General features: G+C 44.7%; 16 protein-coding genes. 12 read left to right on the top strand and 4 right to left on the bottom strand.

Features of this window, described 5'->3' with window-relative positions:
* Positions 1–13: 13 nt before the first annotated feature.
* Positions 14–499: a MarR family winged helix-turn-helix transcriptional regulator gene (locus tag T458_RS35615; RefSeq protein WP_023555798.1), complete on the bottom strand. Its 486-nt coding sequence runs from the start codon at positions 497–499 to the stop codon at positions 14–16.
* A 158-nt stretch (positions 500–657) separates the two neighbouring features.
* Between T458_RS35615 and T458_RS35610 the strand changes: the two genes are divergently transcribed.
* The 5 genes from T458_RS35610 to T458_RS35590 all read left to right on the top strand — a co-directional run bounded on the left by T458_RS35610 (position 658) and on the right by T458_RS35590 (position 5,538).
* Positions 658–1,083, top strand: a complete 426-nt coding sequence (locus T458_RS35610) for an SgcJ/EcaC family oxidoreductase (RefSeq protein WP_023555797.1) — start codon at positions 658–660, stop codon at positions 1,081–1,083.
* A 190-nt stretch (positions 1,084–1,273) separates the two neighbouring features.
* Positions 1,274–2,254 carry an NAD(P)-dependent alcohol dehydrogenase gene (locus tag T458_RS35605; protein WP_023555796.1) on the top strand — a complete coding sequence of 327 codons (981 nt, stop codon included), beginning with the start codon at positions 1,274–1,276 and terminating at the stop codon, positions 2,252–2,254.
* Between the two features lie 569 nt (positions 2,255–2,823).
* Positions 2,824–3,855 (top strand): Cfr family 23S rRNA (adenine(2503)-C(8))-methyltransferase, encoded by a 1,032-nt coding sequence (locus T458_RS35600; RefSeq protein ID WP_023555794.1) that lies wholly within the window; start codon positions 2,824–2,826, stop codon positions 3,853–3,855.
* Positions 3,856–4,231: 376 nt separating this feature from the next.
* Positions 4,232–5,035, top strand: a complete 804-nt coding sequence (locus tag T458_RS35595) for a helix-turn-helix domain-containing protein (protein WP_023555793.1) — start codon at positions 4,232–4,234, stop codon at positions 5,033–5,035.
* 92 nt (positions 5,036–5,127) lie between these two features.
* A complete protein-coding gene (locus T458_RS35590) occupies positions 5,128–5,538 on the top strand; it encodes a VOC family protein (protein WP_023555792.1) in 411 nt (136 codons plus the stop codon).
* Between the two features lie 266 nt (positions 5,539–5,804).
* Here the strand turns inward: T458_RS35590 and T458_RS35585 are convergent, their stop codons facing one another.
* The gene (locus T458_RS35585) at positions 5,805–6,569 is read right to left on the bottom strand and encodes an SDR family oxidoreductase (RefSeq protein WP_023555791.1); all 765 of its coding nucleotides are present in this window, start codon (positions 6,567–6,569) and stop codon (positions 5,805–5,807) included.
* Positions 6,570–6,784: 215 nt separating this feature from the next.
* On the opposite strand from T458_RS35585, the gene T458_RS35580 reads away from it, so the two are divergent.
* Entirely contained in the window at positions 6,785–9,709 is a 2,925-nt protein-coding gene (locus T458_RS35580; protein WP_023555790.1) for an AAA domain-containing protein, read from the top strand.
* Between the two features lie 86 nt (positions 9,710–9,795).
* On the opposite strand, the gene T458_RS35575 is transcribed toward T458_RS35580, so the two are convergent.
* Entirely contained in the window at positions 9,796–10,701 is a 906-nt protein-coding gene (locus tag T458_RS35575) for a VOC family protein (RefSeq protein WP_023555789.1), read from the bottom strand.
* A 149-nt stretch (positions 10,702–10,850) separates the two neighbouring features.
* On the opposite strand from T458_RS35575, the gene T458_RS35570 reads away from it, so the two are divergent.
* The 4 genes from T458_RS35570 (at position 10,851) to T458_RS35555 (ending at position 13,097) form a co-directional block, all read left to right on the top strand.
* On the top strand, positions 10,851–11,321 hold the full coding sequence (locus T458_RS35570; protein ID WP_023555788.1) for a DUF3995 domain-containing protein: 471 nt from the start codon (positions 10,851–10,853) through the stop codon (positions 11,319–11,321).
* Between the two features lie 9 nt (positions 11,322–11,330).
* Positions 11,331–11,594, top strand: coding sequence for a winged helix-turn-helix transcriptional regulator (locus T458_RS35565; protein WP_051410024.1), 264 nt, complete (start codon positions 11,331–11,333; stop codon positions 11,592–11,594).
* Between the two features lie 290 nt (positions 11,595–11,884).
* Entirely contained in the window at positions 11,885–12,694 is an 810-nt protein-coding gene (gene speD, locus T458_RS35560) for an adenosylmethionine decarboxylase (RefSeq protein WP_023555787.1), read from the top strand.
* Positions 12,695–12,821: 127 nt separating this feature from the next.
* Positions 12,822–13,097 carry a hypothetical protein gene (locus tag T458_RS35555; RefSeq protein WP_023555786.1) on the top strand — a complete coding sequence of 92 codons (276 nt, stop codon included), beginning with the start codon at positions 12,822–12,824 and terminating at the stop codon, positions 13,095–13,097.
* A gap of 374 nt (positions 13,098–13,471) precedes the next feature.
* Here T458_RS35555 and T458_RS35550 read toward each other — a convergent pair whose 3' ends face one another.
* The gene (locus T458_RS35550; RefSeq protein WP_031305475.1) at positions 13,472–14,053 is read right to left on the bottom strand and encodes a TetR/AcrR family transcriptional regulator; all 582 of its coding nucleotides are present in this window, start codon (positions 14,051–14,053) and stop codon (positions 13,472–13,474) included.
* A 253-nt stretch (positions 14,054–14,306) separates the two neighbouring features.
* Between T458_RS35550 and T458_RS35545 the strand changes: the two genes are divergently transcribed.
* Entirely contained in the window at positions 14,307–15,458 is a 1,152-nt protein-coding gene (locus tag T458_RS35545) for an MFS transporter (RefSeq protein WP_035316154.1), read from the top strand.
* 269 nt (positions 15,459–15,727) lie between these two features.
* The gene (locus T458_RS35540) at positions 15,728–17,812 is read left to right on the top strand and encodes a HelD family protein (RefSeq protein ID WP_023555784.1); all 2,085 of its coding nucleotides are present in this window, start codon (positions 15,728–15,730) and stop codon (positions 17,810–17,812) included.
* The last annotated feature ends 65 nt before the right edge of the window (positions 17,813–17,877 follow it).

Raw genomic sequence — 17,877 nt, 5'->3', positions numbered from 1 at the left:
GCCGTATTGGCTTTCATTCCTCTTTCAGCTTGTTCATCTCGGCTAACGTCATGTCGTTGCACTGCCTGATGAAATTCAGGATCAACTGCAACTCCTCGTCCGTATATTGCGAGATGATCTGGAGCGTGGATTGCGCAACCGATTGAAACAAGGGCGAAATGCGAGCCGCCCCCTCTGGCACGGACTTGACGACGACGCGTCTCCGATCGTTCGGATCCTTGTCTCTGATTACATAACCTGCCTGTTCCAGCCGATCGATGACGCTCGTAATAGCCCCCGTCGTAAGGCCGGTCAATTGAGCCAACTGGCCGGCGGTAACGGGACCGGTGCGATTCAGGAAATCCAGACATTTGTGATCGGTCGCGTTCAGCCCCATTTTTTCCGAGATGAGTTGATGAAACATGACCGCTCGTGCGCTATTCTGCCGCAATTCATGCAGCAATTTTTGCTGCAATGAAGAAAGATTGGCAAAATCAGATGGGAAATTTTCTGTTGACATTTGGAAACGATCTCCTTATGATGATATTATCTTAATCGATTAAGATGTTTAGTGTTATAAGATAATTGCTGAATCAAGATTTAATTTATTTGCTCCCAAGTATAGCACAAGAGGTCATCTCCGAAATACAAATTTCATTCATGAGAGGAATGATTCAAATGTCCAACCAAGAAGACTTGAAGGCAATCGGTACACTGTTCGCGAGATTGAACGACGCGTGGAACAAAGGGGATGGGGAAGCCTACGGCAATTGCTTTACGGAAGACGCCGATTATGTCACTTTTTTGGGTCAACACCTGAAGGGAAGAAAGCAAATAGCCGACGTCCACCAGATGCTGTTTAACGGTCCACTGAAAGGCTCTGTCCTGGAATACAGCTCATTATCCGATTTGCAGCCCCGATTCATCGCACCGGACGCAGCCATCGTGCATGCAATCGGAGAGGTTCGCCTCGCTGAGCAGGCCTATGATCCGAATGATCGGGGTTCGATTAATACGAACGTGGTCGTCAAGCAGAAAGGTGAATGGAAGTTGACTGCTTTCCATAATTGCCGCATTCAACCGATGCCTCAAGGCAAGCGATAATCTGCATGAATGGAGGATCTCCCCCATAGCTTCAACCTACAACGCAGCCGAAAAACAGGCTGTGTTTTTGTTTTGTGAAATATCTGAAATTTAGGAACCGGATTCCCGTATACATAAATGAATGATAAACGGCTGTTCAAACAGTGATCTGAAGGAGCAGCACGTGCCGAAATCAAATAGGAGGAAACCTATGAGGGCAATTGTGTACACAAAATACGGACCACCGGATGTTCTTCAGCTTAAAGAGGTAGAAAAACCTACCCCAAGGGACAATGAAATACTGGTGAAAATTTATGCGACAACCGTTACAGCAGGGGATTGTCGCATCCGAAAGGCTGATCCGTTCGCTGCAAGATTTTTCAATGGTCTTCTACGACCAAAAAAAGTAACGATATTAGGGTTTGAGTTAGCGGGGGTAGTAGAAGAAGCAGGCAAAGATGTGAAGCGATTCAAGAAAGGCGATCAAGTATTTGCAGCTTGCGGAATTGGTTTTGGTGCTTACGCCGAGTACCGGTGCCTGTCTGAAGATGGAGCAGTGGCGATAAAACCTGCCAATGTGACCTATGAGGACTCCGCCGCCGTTCCTGTAGGGGGAATGACAGCATTGCATTTTCTTAGAAAAGGAAACATCCGGAGCGGACAAAAAGTTCTTATCTATGGGGCTTCCGGAAGCGTAGGTACTTTTGCGGTACAGCTTGCCAAAAACTTTGGTGCAGAAGTTACGGGTGTATGCAGTACCACGAATCTGGAATTGGTGAAATCTCTTGGAGCCGATAAGGTCATTGACTACACAAAAGAAGATTTTACCCAAAGCAGTGAGACATTTGATATTATTTTTGACACGGTTGGAAAGAGTTCGTTTTCAGGTTGTTTGAAAACACTCAAGCAAAATGGATACTATCTTCGAGCTGTCCACATGGAGCTGTTACCGATCATGCGAGGGCTATGGACTTCCATGACAAGCAGCAAGAAAGTAATAGGTGGGGTGGCAAGCAGCGATAAATCTGAAGACTTATATTTCCTCAAAGAGCTTATGGAGGCAGGGAAGGTAAAAGCGGTCATTGATAGACGCTATCGGTTGGAACAGATTCCAGAGGCCCATAGCTATGTTGAAAATGGCCACAAAAAGGGCAATGTCGTTATCATTGTGGAGCACGATAATAAACTCTAATAAAAGAGAGCACTCGATTTAAAGGATCTTGTAACGTAAAAGCGGATATGTTAAAATTTTACTGACACTTAACGATTGGAGTTGAAGAGGATAATGTAATATTTCTTGCCACTTTTTTAAAGAATGAAGCAGGATTTGTTTTATTCTTTATTGGCAAGAAAGTTACCTTATTCTTTTCACTCATAAAATATACCCTTTTCATCCCCTGCACGGGGATGAATGTGCCGTATTTTTTGAGCTGCAAGAAAGGTAACTTTCTTGTAGCTCTTTCTTATTTGCCAAAGGAGGTTGCCGACACAGTTTCTGGAACAGAAGGAATTAACCATTTCTAGGAGGATGAAAGCGATGGAGATTGAGGTTGTAGATGATACGGTGAACCGGTTCTTGTTAGATGAAGCGGTTCACAAAAAAACAAATCGGTTGCCGGAGGTTTACCAATCTATCGACAGGTGCACGTAGTCGAACTGTCTGCATACGTATGCGCGTTATCTGTATAGTTGGTTCATGACGTGTCAAAGCGCCAACTGACGGTTGCTTTTTTACGTTTTCTCCGGCGGTAAGGAGAAGACATGAGACTAACCTCGAAATATGAAACGATTCGGCGAATATTGTCCGATTTCAAGCAGCCTGAGTATCGGTATGCTCAGATCATGGATGCGATTTTCAAGCAAAATATCAGTCAATACGAACGGATGACCATACTGCCCAAATTTTTGCGCGACGAACTGACCCGGATGCTTGGTCCGAACGTCTGCAGCATCGTTCCGGTAAAGGAACTCACGTCGAAACAGGTCAGCAAGGTGCTGTTTGCCATTGCAGGCGACGAACGCGTGGAGGCCGTACGACTTACGTATGAGCGGGGGTGGAAATCGTATTGTATTTCCACGCAGTGCGGCTGCGGATTCGGGTGCAGATTTTGCGCCACCGGTACCATCGGCTTGAAACGAAATTTGACCGCAGACGAGATTACCGACCAATTGCTGCACTTTCGATTGAATGGCCACGCCTTGGACAGCGTCTCATTCATGGGCATGGGGGAGGCGCTCGCCAACCCGCATATTTTTGATGCAGTAAGGATTTTGACAGACCCGCATCTCTTTGGTTTAGGACACCGACGAATTACGATTTCCACCATTGGCCTGTTGCCGGGGATCGACAAGCTGACACGGGAGTTTCCACAGGTCAATCTAACCTTCTCGCTGCATTCGCCGTTCGACGATCAGCGAAGCGAGCTGATGCCGATCAACGACCGATTCCCCATCCCAGACGTGCTGGAGGCGTTGGATCGTCACATCAGGCAAACAGGGAGAAAGGTGTATATTGCGTATATTCTTCTTCGAGGGGTAAACGACTCGGCGGCGCATGCGGAAGCAGTTGCCGAGCTGTTAAGGGGAAGGGGACCTGGGGAACATCTCTACCACGTTAACCTGATTCCATTCAATTCGACTGAGGTTACGCCAGACAGCTATCGGCAATCTGATCCCGATCGGATTAAAGCGTTTGTTCGGATTTTGAAGTCAAAGGGCATCAAAATCACCGTCCGAACGCAATTCGGATCGGACATTAACGCAGCATGTGGCCAGCTATACCGCTCTGAATAATCGATATGTTTTACGCCGGACGCAGTAGGCTGCGACTGGAAATTAAAACGGTTGCCATGAACAGGGCAGCCGTTTTGATTTGCGGCATAGGCTTGCAAGAACATAAAATGACGGTCCTGCCTGAGTGGGGAGTTATCGAATATTCCTTGATGAATAAAGATCGCTCCGACCTGCTCATAGACCGTTAGTTCACGTGTCCACACTTCAGATAACCCTTGAACTGATGGTAAAGCGCAGCACTGGAAGTGGAGAGGTAAGTTACATATATTTACATATCGATTTCCCGAATGATAAAATAATCAACAAACCAAGGCGGAGGGAGACACGCGACACGACGTTTTATTCGATGTAAAAAGCAACTCGTCGCGTATGATCTATGATACTGCACACATATGTACCGCAAATGCCGTTATCGATGTTTATTGAGAGTTTTTGGTATATGAAAGGGTATCATCCTTCACATTCCAGGGAGTTGGCATTACCAGACGGCTCTGTTGAAGTTGTCATCAATCTCGGGGAGGAGCAGAACCGACTCTTCAATCGGGAAAACAAAGAGCTGTTGCTCGGTCATACCATTATTTGTGGTCCGCATGTAGATTGCTTTGTCATAGACACTGCCAAAGAGGCGACTATCTTGGGCATCCATTTTAAACCGGGGGGCATTCGCATGTTTATGAAGGAACCCCTGTTTGAGCTCCTTAATACACATATTTCGCTGGATACTTTTTGGGGAGCAAGAGCAAATGAACTTCGTGACGAACTGCTGGCTGCGCGAACGCCGGAAGTGATGTTCCGAGTACTTGAACGAAGATTGCTGTCATTTGCGTCGCTGCCGATGGAACGAAATCCCTCAGTTGACTATGCGCTGAAAGAACTGCGTCAATCCCGGGTGTCCAAAGTAATGGAACACATCGGTATGAGTCATAGGAGATTCAATCAATTGTTCAAAGCAGAGATCGGCATGACGCCGAAGCAATTCCATCGCATTTATCGTTTCCAGGAAGCAATGCGCATGATAGGGAATAGCGATACGATCATATGGACGGATATTGCGCTCGCTTGCGGTTATTACGATCAAGCTCATTTCATCAAAGATTTTCAAGCCTTTTCCGGCATCAACCCAAGTGATTACCGTTCCATATCAGGAAGACACCATAATCACGCTGCGCTTCCCAGCTAAGTTCAGAAATTTACAATACAGGATTTTGCTTGCAGGCTAGAATGAACATAGTAGCCTGTTTTTTTATTCCATCAGAAAAAGGAGGACGTATTGTGAGTGACACGTTTACGCCGAAAGGATACCAACATGTTACGCCGTACTTCACGGTAAAAGATGCGAATCAGCTGATTGACTTTTTGAAAATCGTATTCGATGCCCAGGTGTTGAATCGGGGGATGAATGAGCATGGCTTGATCACACATGCGGAAGTTCGAATCGGAGACACGATCGTTGAATTGTCTAATGGAAATGACAGGTTTCCGCCAAGAACGAATACCTTGCATATTTTTGTACCCGATACGGATGAGTGTTACAGGCGGGCACTTGATTTGGGCGCAACCTCCCTCTATGAACCGGCGGATATGCCTTATGGAGAGCGCAGCGGCGGCATCGAGGATCCGTTCGGCAACCACTGGTATATCGCGACTTTTACGGGAGGCGAGGGGAGTGGTTACTACGGATGAGGTTTCACGCTTTCCCTGCCGGAAACAGAAGAACACGAGTAGTGGGGGAAGTTATCGTTTCGGGTGAAATAGGAAACACACCAACATCGGTGTGTTTTTTGCGTCCTACGACACGTCTTCGATGGTTCAGATCCTTGCTGCTTGTTCCAGCCGATCGATCACGCTCGTAATGGCCCCCGTCGTAAGGCCGGTCAATTGAGCTACTGGCCGGCCGCGACGGGACCGGTGCGATTCAGGAAATCCAGACTTTTGCTTTTGTCATTTTCTTACAAGTGAGAACCTCCACTCGCATCAATGGATTGTCCTGTCACCCAGCGGCTGTCTGGGGAGGCTAAGAACGCTGCGATATCAGCAATATCATCGGGCTGCCCCCACCTGCCAAAGGCAGAAAATGAAGCGCCGAATTTGTACGAGTCCGGATCATTCAACATACCGGCATTCATATCTGTTGCTACGAATCCAGGCTGGATTGCATTAATTGTAATGTTGCGTGTAGCGACTTGAGTGGATAAAGCCAAGGTCAACGAATCGATTGCTGCCTTGCTCATACTGTACGCAGGGATCGCGGGCAGAGATATGCGGGTTACAGCAGAAGAAATATTGATGATACGACCTTCATCCCGTAATCGAGGCAATGCTTGTTGAAGGAGAAAAAAGGGTGCCTTAACGTTGATTTTCATGATTTCATCAAATGATTCTTCCGTTGTTTCTTCTATGGGAGCACTGAGAGAGGTTCCTGCATTGTTAACCAAAATATCGAAGCGGCTGCTGCCAGTACGCTGCATTAACAAATGATCCAATGTTTGAAAAAATGTCACGACACTTTCGTAAGAATCAAATTTCGTTCCAATGGCAAAGGCACTTCCTTCATGACTCTCGATTTCACGAACGACAGATTCAGCCCCTTCCTCGTTAGATCCATAATGCGCGACTACTAATGCTCCTTCTTTTGCTAACCGCAAGGCAATAGAACGACCAATACCTCTGCTTGCTCCAGTTACGAGAGCGATTTTTCCATGTAAACGTTTCATGGCTTCATCTCCTTGTGTTGTTCTTAGCTTCTTTTTTAACACAAGGATCATTTCAAAATGTTGCCTTCCCATTCGTGCGAAACAGTCGGATAGACGAGAAGTGTAAAATACTGAGTAAATTGGAAGTGAGGGGAAGTTTGTATTATGATAATTGGATGGAAGGCGCTATCTGTGCCTTTCATACTCAAAAAGTTCTACTTATTTAGGAGAAGGTTATGAATATTTCTGCACAAGCTATCACACAATATTTTAGGAGTATCGTAGCGGCCAATTCTCATTCCGGCATCGATTTTAAGACCGATGCTTTTTACATACTGAATCCAGAAGAAATCATCAGGGGACAAATTGATCAAGAGGTCAGTACGAAAATTTTTATAGAAGCGAATAAATCCGATGATGAGCGATACAAGGTGCAAAAAAACGCACTGAGTGTCCTTATTTGCATGAAAACGGTAAAAACCATTTTTGAGGCATACGAGAAGACGCAAGATGAGATTGATGAATTAACGGGAATATACTTTATTCCAGCGATTCTATATCGAGATGGTAAGCTTGCGTATAACAGCAGCGACAAGAAAGTTCCATGGTTTCCACGTGAATACTTGCAACCTATGGTAGAACCTAAGCTTTCTGTTGGCCATGTGGATGACGTCGATCGATTTATCAGCAACCATGTAGATCGGATGGAACAAATGAAGACTTGGGGAGATTACGTCACATACTTCAAAGAGTTTTATGAGCATGTCACAAAAGCGAAATTTGAACAACACGAAATTCCAAGTCAAGAAGATGAGGATTCACCAATAGAGTTAGAGAATCATGCGTACCTTTTTATTGATCAAACAGTAAACTCTTCATTCCATATCATGAATTTGTATAATCATCTGTTGAAGGTAGACAAGCCCTTGCGTTTATATGAACAATTTGTCTCGCGGGAGCCGGCCAAATTAGTTCCATTACTTGAAAGCGATCTGGCGAATATGAAGCTTCATACAGGTCAGATGGGTGGAGAATATCCTTTATCGCCTTCACAAAGAGAAGCGATCAATCATTTCAATCACATGCAGGACGGCGAAATCTTGGCCGTAAATGGGCCGCCAGGTACCGGGAAAACAACTCTTCTACAGTCGGTCGTTGCCGATTTATATGTAGATAGAGCGTTAAAGCAAGAAAAAGCGCCACTCATCGTGGCTGCTTCTACGAATAATCAAGCTGTTACAAATATAATTACATCTTTTGGAAACCTCAACAAAGTCGGCATTTCCAATCTAGAGGAAAGATGGATTGAAGGGGTGAAAAGCTTTGCTACTTATTTCCCCTCGACGCAAAAGATCAAAGAAGCCCAACAAAGGGGATACCAGTATACGAATTCCACAGGGGAGTATTTTATTGCAAATCTAGAAGCAAAGGAAAATATTGAAAAGTCAAAGATCAAATTGTTACATAACTGTAATCGATATTTTGGAACAGACTATACGGAACTACGCGACTGTCAAAAAAAGCTGCACGATGAATTGTTGTTTATGGAAGCAAAAAAGCAAGCATTGCTCATTTTGAGTAGTGATGCCAAGCGATTTTTAGGTAGCGGGACTCGAATCGATACGTGCCTACAGACGCTAGAAATAGAGATGGAACACCTAGAAAAATCGCTTCAAAACATTCACGCAAGGCTGAGAGAATGGGAGAATTGTTATAAAAATATCCCCTTTTTCTTAAGGTGGTTTTCAAAGCGAGTTCGAACCGAATTTAGGTTGTTTATGAACGAAGAAGAGTTGTCTTTCTTAAAGGAAACAATGAAACTCAATGAGATTAAGGAAGCATATAGCCTTCGTTTTACCGATCTCCAGAAGAAACTGGTCGAGCTCAAGAAAAAGCGTGACGCTATAAAGGAATGGGTAGAGTTATACGATAACGAATTGGAGGAATTAAGAGAACACGGTGTTGTATTGCATGATAAAGAAGAAGATAAATATGAGGTTGCCATCGATAAGGTAAATGAACTTCTGGATAAAAAGATACGTTATGTGGAGTTCTGGCTCGCAGTCCATTATTTTGAATGCAGATGGGCAAATGGGGAAGATGCATTGACCGAAAAACAAGTAGGAACTACATTTCAGAATGTGCTAGAGAAGTTCTATAGCAGGCTTGCAATGATCACTCCTTGTTTGGTGATGACTTTTTTCGTTCTTCCTAAGCAATTTCTAGCGTATGGTGATCAAAGTAAATTTTATCTTTACAACTTCATTGATTTGCTCATTGTGGATGAAGCAGGTCAAGTATCTCCGGAAACAGCAGCTGGGGCCTTTTCACTTGCCAAAAAAGCGATCGTTGTTGGGGATGTTTATCAGATCGAACCTGTCTGGAGTATTAATCGAGCCCTGGATAAGGCGCTAGCACTTTCAGCCGGGGCCATTAAAAATCTGGAGCAATATGAGAAACTCGAAAGCTGTGGACTGCATGGATACGGCTCAAGCGTAATGAAGGTAGCTGCCAAAAGTTGTAAATATAAAAAATATGAGGAAAGAGGATTATTTTTATCAGAGCATCGCCGCTGTTACGACGAAATCATTGACTATTGCAATAAGTTGGTATACAAAGGGAATTTAAAACCAATGCGAGGAAGAGGGCAAACAGATCCAAAGCAAGCCGTTGCGAAATGGCCACAATTAGGGTATCGGCAGATCGATTCAGAGACGTCGAATAGGAAGGGAACAAGTAGATACAATCGTAGAGAGGCGATCCAGATCGCTGAATGGCTGGACGAGCATTTCGCATACATCCTGGATTCCTACCCCAAAGAAGCAGAAAAGAATCTTATCGGGATCATTACTCCATTTAAGGCTCAGGTCAGCTGCATCCAAGCGGAAATTAGAAAGCGGGCCCCTCATCTACGTTCGAAGATAAGTGTTGGTACCGTTCATACATTTCAGGGTGGGGAACGAAATATCATAGTACTATCTACTGTGTACGGAAAACACGAAGGATGTTTTTTTATAGATACGAACAAAAGCTTGATGAATGTTGCTGTGTCCAGGGCAAAAGATCACTTTTTTGTATTCGGCGATATTCAATGCTTGAAAGATACTGCGAGTAGCGCTAGCGGATTACTAAAGGCAAGCATAATTGAGAACCAAATATAAATATGGACCACCATGGCAAAATGATTAACGGGAATAAATTACATAACGCCGTCCAACAAGTGGGCGGCGTTACTCATTGTTACTGATTATTCCCCTCGAAACGCTTTTTCCAATTGTGCAATGTTAAACTTTTTCATCTTCAAAAAGGCCTGCGTAACGCGCTCGCGTTGTTCCGGCGTGCCCTTGGCCATCATCTCGTCCATTGCGGCGGGGGAGATCTGCCACGAAACGCCGAATTTGTCCTTCAGCCAGCCGCACTGCTCAGCTTCGGGCGAGGCGGATAGATGTTCCCAGTAGTAGTCGATTTCATCCTGCGTCTGACAATTGACCAACAGGGAAATCGCCTCGTTGAAATGGAACTTGTGTTCTTGCGCGCTGTCCATTGCTACAAACCAGGTGTTTTCCAGCATGAAGTCGCTGAACATCACCATCCCTTCTTTGTCCAGCTCCATGCCGGGGCCATACCGGAAGAGGGAGCCAGGTTTGGCATTTCGGAAGATGGAAAGGTAGAACTCGCGTGCCTCTTCCGCCTTGCGGCAGTTGTCGCCCGCGAACAAGAGAGAAGGGATAATCGAGGGCCTAGGCTCCCCATCCGGATTCGTCAGAATGAGCTGCCATGTTACACCGTACTTGTCCTGAATCCAGCCATACCGTTCACTGAATGGGTACTTATCAAGCGCCATAAGCGGAGTGCCGCCTTCAGACAACTTGTTCCACGCCTCGTCGAGCTTTTCTCTAGCGTTTACAATCCGGGATGGATCGAAATTAACCATAAACGAGATAGAAGGATTGAATGGAAAGAAAGGCCCCGCAGAGATAGCCATAAACGGATGCCCGCAAACAAGGAATGATACGAGATCGCAATCACCCGAGGGCGTATCGTGCAAGGTCGTCGTGCTAGTGATTTGGGAATCCGGGAAAATGGAGCAATAAAACTCCGCAGCTTCTTTTGCTTCCTTGTCGAACCACAAATGCGGGGTAATGGGTTGCATAAGACCTGTTTTGGCATCACTCATGATTTATAATAATAAGGTGCATATTGCTTTTGATTTTACTATAAGGCTCGATTTACCGTTTCTTCTCGATTGCTTTTTGAGGGAATAAAACTTATCAAAGGACGTAAGGAAGAGGTAGGAATACTATGAGATGGTGGACAACATGGTTCATCTATGCCGGTATGGTATGGACCTTGCTTTTTGCCTTCATGAGTTTTTACTGGGCTGCTGGCGGAATGATGGGTGTAAAATCATTGGGCGGGCAAATTTACCAAATGGCAATGGACCGGGACCCGGAGTTTATCCCGGTAGTTTGGGCTACAGGGGTTGTCAAATTAGGGGGCCTGCTTCTTTTATTCTGTTTGATGAGAAGCGGCAACCCGCGCACAAAGCTAAGCAGATGGTTAGCGTATAGTAGTATGTCAGCCGGAATCTTGATGATTTTATATGGAGTGGGAAACTTCATTACCATTTCCCTCGCAGCAATACACGTGCTGGATTTTGATCTGGAGCCTTATGCGATAAGATGGAGGCTCCTATTCTGGGAGCCGTTCTGGATCGTTGGTGGTATCTTTTATGTATTTGCTGGATATGGTAAAAATCAACTTAAGAATTGAACCCATGATATTACCCGGGGCAAATGGAAGCCGATGATTCTTTGGCAGCTTGGCAAAGGAAGCGCCTCCCTCTCCCAGCTTGAAGATGCTATTGAGGGAATTACGCAAAAAATGCTGCTGGAGCATTTGAAAGATTTAATGGAATTCAACGTTGTCGACAAAACAACGTACGAGGGATTCCCGTTGAAGGTGGAATACCATTTGACGGAAAGAGGCCGAAAGCTCTTGGAAGCGGTTGTGATTATGCAGGAAATCGGTGTGCAATTGATGTAGGAAAACGGGATGGAGGAATTCCTGCGCTCAAAGGGATTCATCGAGTAATTCGGATACTTACAAAAAAGTGGGTACTGTTCGAATAGGTCGTAAGCTTTGTATACTGCTCCTGTAAGAAAGACGAAGAAGGAGTGGTACCCGCTATGAACGACCTCGGTAAAAAGGTGGACGGGCTCTTTCGGAACGGGAACGGCAGAGATGCCGTTTTTTTGTTTCGTTGATACTAATCTTCACGTCATTTGGATAGAATACGGTCTGAGCTAATCTCAATAATAATGGGGTTGAATACGATGAAACAATTATCGGAACAACAAATCATGTTACACGGTTTTAACAACTTAACGAAAACCTTGAGCTTCAACATGTTTGACATCTGTTATACGAAAACCCGAAAAGAAAGGGAAGCGTACCTAGTTTATATCGATGAACAATACAATGCGGATCGCTTAACGCATATTTTAACGAATGTATCCGATATCATTGGAGCGCATGTCATTAATATTGCCAAGCAAGACTACGTGCCTCAAGGCGCTAGCGTAACCATGCTGGTATCGGAGGGCCCGATTGACGAGGACTCTCCAAAGAGTATAAACGAATCACTCCCGAATTCTGTCGTCATACAGATGGATAAAAGTCATATCACCGTTCACACGTATCCCGAATATCATCCTGATGACGGAATCTGTACCTTTCGGGCGGATATAGACGTGTCTACGTGCGGAGAGATTTCACCGCTAAAAGCACTGGATTATTTAATTAGCTCGTTCGATACCGATATCATGACGATCGACTATCGAGTAAGAGGCTTCACTAGGGCCATTGATGGACGAAAACTGTTTATTGACCATGAAATCAGTTCGATCCAGGACTACATTCCCGATGATGTTAGGGAACAATATGACATGATTGATGTCAACGTCTATCAAGAGAACATTTTTCATACGAAATGCAAGTTGCGAGCATTCGATTTGGACAACTATTTATTTGGATATACCACGAAAGAGTTAAGCGGGGAGGAGGAGAAGAGGATCACGGACGCTTTGAAAAAGGAAATGGACGAGATATTTTATGGCAAAAATATAGATGGTAGTCGGTCTTGAGCCCTTGAGAAATCAGGGGTTTTTTGCTGTACATTTCACATTACATTAAGGTTGCATAAAAACGGAATTAAGCTTGCTCGTATACGCTGATGATTATAACCAATGAAGTCAAAGGAGTGAGCAAGATATGAAGAGATTTGGAAGGATAGGCTGTTTCAACGTGATTGCACTGGTTATAGCTCTGCTAACCGGGTCATCATGTGTGGCTATCTCCCCACCCCAAGCATCAGCGGCATCCGAGATGGCAGGTCCGCAGGATCCAAAAGAAGTGGAGCAGTTCGCGGATGACTTTTTTAACAGGCCGGAAATAAAGGAGCATTCGGGGCATATGTGCAGGATCACATCTACATTTCGGGTAGTTTTTTTTCAAACTGTAATTTTCTCCTCCCAGTCTGTCTTGTAATCATACATCCACTCGAGCTAGTCCTTATTACGTTTGCCCGCAAAAGGATAGCCCCCATTTGCGGCAGGACTTGGCCCATTTGGCGCCCGGGGGAGTGTTAAATCGTTTAACAGAACTGTTCACCGTTATTGAGTAAGACGTTAAGAAGAAAACTTCAAAAATGAATGGAGTCCCCGTATTTTGGAAGGGTGGATTTCGTCGCTGATGGGCAGAGCAGAAGCGATTCTCAGATGAAGTCTCCCAAAAGGAGCTCAGTCAGACATCGGACGAGGCTGGAGAGGAATGTATTGCCATCCAAGTCGATGTGACGAAGAAAGATCTAAAACCTCGAGAAATCAAGGTTTTTTGCTGTAGATAGATTTGAAAGAAAAATTTCATTTGAGCAATGTAAGAATAGACTCTACGGAATTATTCACAAATGATCGATCCGGGCGAGATTTCATGAGTACCGTTAGACCAATTAATGAAACAACCAATGTCTGCGCCAAAGCTTTGGGATTCATGCTGGTTGTAAGTTCCCCTGAACGTATGCCGCGTTCAAGTGCTTCCTGAAAGATAGCAGAAAGATACATCTGATGTTCTCTTGTCAGGATTTCGAACTTTGCATCGTGAGGGGCAAGTTCCACCATCGTATTGATGCAAAAACATCCTTTATTCAGGCTTTGATTGTATTCAGCATCGACCAAGCCCGTAAAAATTGACCGAAACGCTTCCTTTACGGATTCGTTGTGTTGGAGCTTATTTCGGATTTGTGAAGCATGAATTCTTGTATATTTGCGAAGGGCGGTTTCAAATAATTGTTTTTTGTCACCAAAGGCGGAGTAAATACTTGGACGCTGTATTCCCATTCCGGACGTCAAATCACTTAATGATGTAGCCTCATATCCCTTCTCCCAAAATAGCCGCATGGCTGCATCCAATGCTTGTTCTTCATCGAATTCACGTGGTCGCACCATCATAAATGCCCTCTTTCACAGTCATTATTTTATAACGATCAGTACAAAAAACATTCTAAGCGTTGAATAAAGTAATGTCAATGAGAGCTTAGCTTTAAAGCCTATTTGGATAATTAATTTTCTAGTTGTTTTATTTACTAATCATTTATTGACAGGAAGGGTAAAGATGAGTTACTTTTTAAACCAGATTCATTTCGTACTGTTCGGTATGTTATGGTGGAGGTTTTTTAAAACAAAAGGAGATGTTGGAAAAATGATGAAAAGAGATGAAACATCATCCGCCATAGCTATGTCTCGCTTTTTGGCGCTGTTGTTTGCAGTTGCAAGTGGGGTGGCGGTTGCCAACATCTATTATGCCCAACCTCTACTCGATGCTATGGCAAGTGAGTTGGCGATTGACCATTCGACGATCGGGATCGTCATTACCGTTACACAGATCTGTTATGCGCTGGGATTGTTCTTGTTGGTGCCACTCGGTGATTTGATGAATCAACGAAAACTGATCGTGAGTCACATGCTGTTATCAGTACTAGCACTTGTTGTAGTTAGCAATGCCCCGACTATCTGGGTGTTGCTTGCGGGCATTGCTGGGGTTGGACTGCTAGCTGTCGTGACACAAACTCTCGTTGCATTTGCTGCGACGTTGGCTGCTCCGACAGAGCGTGGACGTGTAATTGGCTTAGTCACGAGTGGTATTGTTATCGGGATTCTACTTGCGCGGACCTTTGCAGGCATCATTACAGACTTTTCCAGTTGGCGTGCAGTCTATATTGTTTCCGCTGGGATAACGCTTCTTCTGGCAGGTATCTTATTTCGAGTGTTGCCGAATATAGAGCGTGAAAGGACATCATTGTCTTACTTGCAGCTGCTTCGCTCTATGCTTGATTTGTTTGTACAAGAACGGATGCTTCGCGTCCGCGGGATATTGGCTCTACTTATTTTTGCAGCTTTCAGCATCCTGTGGACATCGCTGGTGCTGCCACTGAGCGCGCCGCCGTTTTCTCTTTCGCATAGCGAGATTGGGGCTTTCGGTTTGATTGGAGTTGCCGGAGCATTAGCGGCTGCGAAGGCAGGGCGTCTCGCAGATCGAGGCTTGGGACAGCGAACTACCGGTGTAGCGTTAACTTTGCTGCTTATCTCCTGGCTGCCGATCAGCTTCATCCACTACTCGTTGTGGGGATTGATAGTTGGGATTATAGTACTGGACTTCGCGGTTCAGGCAGTTCACGTTACGAACCAGGGCATGATTTTACGAAAGCATCCGGATTCACGCAGCCGTCTAACTGCCAGCTATATGATCTTCTATTCCATCGGTAGTGCTGCTGGTTCGATCGCTTCAACCACAATTTACGCTTACGCGGGCTGGAACGGAGTATGCTTGCTGGGGGCCTCGGTGAGCGCCTAAGCCTTGCTCTTTTGGGCATTTACTCGCCGTTAACAGGTGAAAGAGTCGTAGCTGAGGATGAATAGGGGCAGTTGCGCAAAAAAACCAAGTCCTAAAGCTTAGGAACTTGGTTTTAACTGTTTATCGTTACTATGTAAGTAAGGCGCTTTTGTACGTGGTTTTTTGGACCCACGATAAAAATATAATACTACAAAGAAAAGGTTAAGTCTATATTTTTTTTGCCAGCTCTCTATACTTAAGAGTATTCTCAAAAGGAAAGAGGGCGTATCATGATCGTAAATCAGACGGAAAGGGAAGAAAGAGAGTATTTGGCGAATCTGATGTCCAGGCTGCGAGAAGCACTTCGCAAGATAGACACTACGATCGATTCGATGCATCATGAAATTATCGATGCCAAAACATATCTCTGGGAGAACAGGTCTGAGCTTGACCCGGCTGAGACAGCAGCAAATAAAGTGGACATCATGCTCAGGATTGATCAAGGGGAGAAGGCGGTCGACAAAAGAAGAAAACTTCAAAAGCTAGTGGAATCCCCGTACTTTGGCAGGGTGGATTTCGTCGCTGATGGACAAAGTAGACGAGATTCTCATTATATAGGGGTACATGCTTTTAGCGAGGATGACAGTCAAAAGAATTTCATCTATGATTGGCGTTCCCCTGTAGCAAGCATGTTTTATGACTTTGAGGTAGGCAAAGCTTCCTATTCCTCACCTGCAGGGCGGGTTGGAGGGGAAATCTGTTTGAAGAGGCAGTATAAGATCAAAGATGGTGTCATGCACTATATGATTGAAAGCTCGATGAACATCAATGACGAAGTTCTCCAAAAAGAGCTCAGTCAGACATCGAACGAGAAGATGAAAAATATCGTCGCTACCATTCAAAAGGAACAAAACGCCATTATTCGAAATGAGCATTCTCATGAGCTGATCATTCAAGGGGTTGCCGGATCAGGTAAAACCTCTGTCGCGCTTCATCGGGTCGCCTTTTTATTGTACAGAAATAAAGGTACATTAACTTCCCAGAATATATGGATCATCTCCCCGAATAAAGTGTTTTCCGACTACATTTCCAATATCCTGCCGGAGCTGGGCGAAGAGAAGATTATGGAGATGGGTATCGAGGAAATTGCGGCCAGAGAACTCGAAGGAGTATGCAAATTCCAGACCTTTAGCCAGCAGGTGTCGGAGCTTGCAGCTTCACACGACCCATCGCTGATCGAGCGTATCCAATGGAAATCAGGCAACGACATGGTAGAACGTTTGGACCGATTTTTGGCTGATAGGTGCGAATCTTACTTTGTACCTACCGATGTAACAATCGATGGCGTGCATATCGCAAAAGAGGAGATCTTGCAGGCTTATCAAAAAGCCGCGAATCTGCCCATCAGGAAAAGACTCGAGAAAGCAGCGTCAGTCTTGGCGGCAAACACAAGGGATCAAGATGGAGACAAATTGTCGGCAGCCACAGCAAAAAAAGTGAAAACGGCTATCAAAAAGATGTTTGCATCTCTCAATTTGCTGGTGATCTACAAGGATTTCTATGAAACGATGGGAAGACCGGAATTGTTCACATATAAAAAAACAAAGCTGCTGGAGTTCTCCGATGTTTTTCCTCTGGTTTACCTAAAAATACATGTGGAAGGAACAACGGGTTTTGATGAAGTGAAGCATGTATTGGTGGATGAAATGCAGGACTATACGCCCGTCCAATACGCGGTGTTGTCCCGGTTGTTCACATGCAAGAAGACCATTCTGGGGGACTGCAATCAATCTGTGAATCCTTACTCATCTTCTTCGATCACAGAGATAAAAAAGATTTTTCCAGAAGCGGATACTGTTGAATTGTTGAAGAGCTATCGCTCGACAATGGAAATTATCAGGTTTGCTCAGCAAATAAACCGGAACAGTCGAATCATCCCCATTGAACGCCATGGTCCTTGCCCTGAGATCAAAACGGGGAATGATAGAAGCGATGAGATTGCAGCGATCAAAAAAATCATCACAAGTTTCCAGAAATCAGAGAATCGCACATTAGGCATCATCTGCAAATCGCAAATCCAGGCAGAAACACTGTATCAAGAGATCATGAATAGCTGCAAAGGAGTCTATTTATTGGATTTCAGCAGCGACCAATTTCATGAGGGGATTATTGTCACGTCGTCCCATTTAGCAAAAGGGCTTGAATTTGATCAAGTCATCGTGCCCTTCGTTGATGCGGAGAATTATAAGACAGACATGGACCGAAGCTTGCTGTATATCGCATGCACAAGGGCCATGCATATGCTGACGCTTACTTATTCAGGAGAAGTGTCACCGTTTTTGTTAAGGGTGGAGGAATCGTGCCAAAACAAATAGATGGAAAAATCAGAATCATGTTAATCGGATTACATCTAGACAGATCTATTTTTGATAGATTGATT

The organism is Brevibacillus panacihumi W25 (assembly GCF_000503775.1).
GTDB classification, from domain to species: domain Bacteria; phylum Bacillota; class Bacilli; order Brevibacillales; family Brevibacillaceae; genus Brevibacillus; species Brevibacillus panacihumi_A.
The sequence above is the reverse complement of the archived record's forward strand: the minus strand, read 5'-3'. Positions and strand labels throughout refer to the sequence as shown.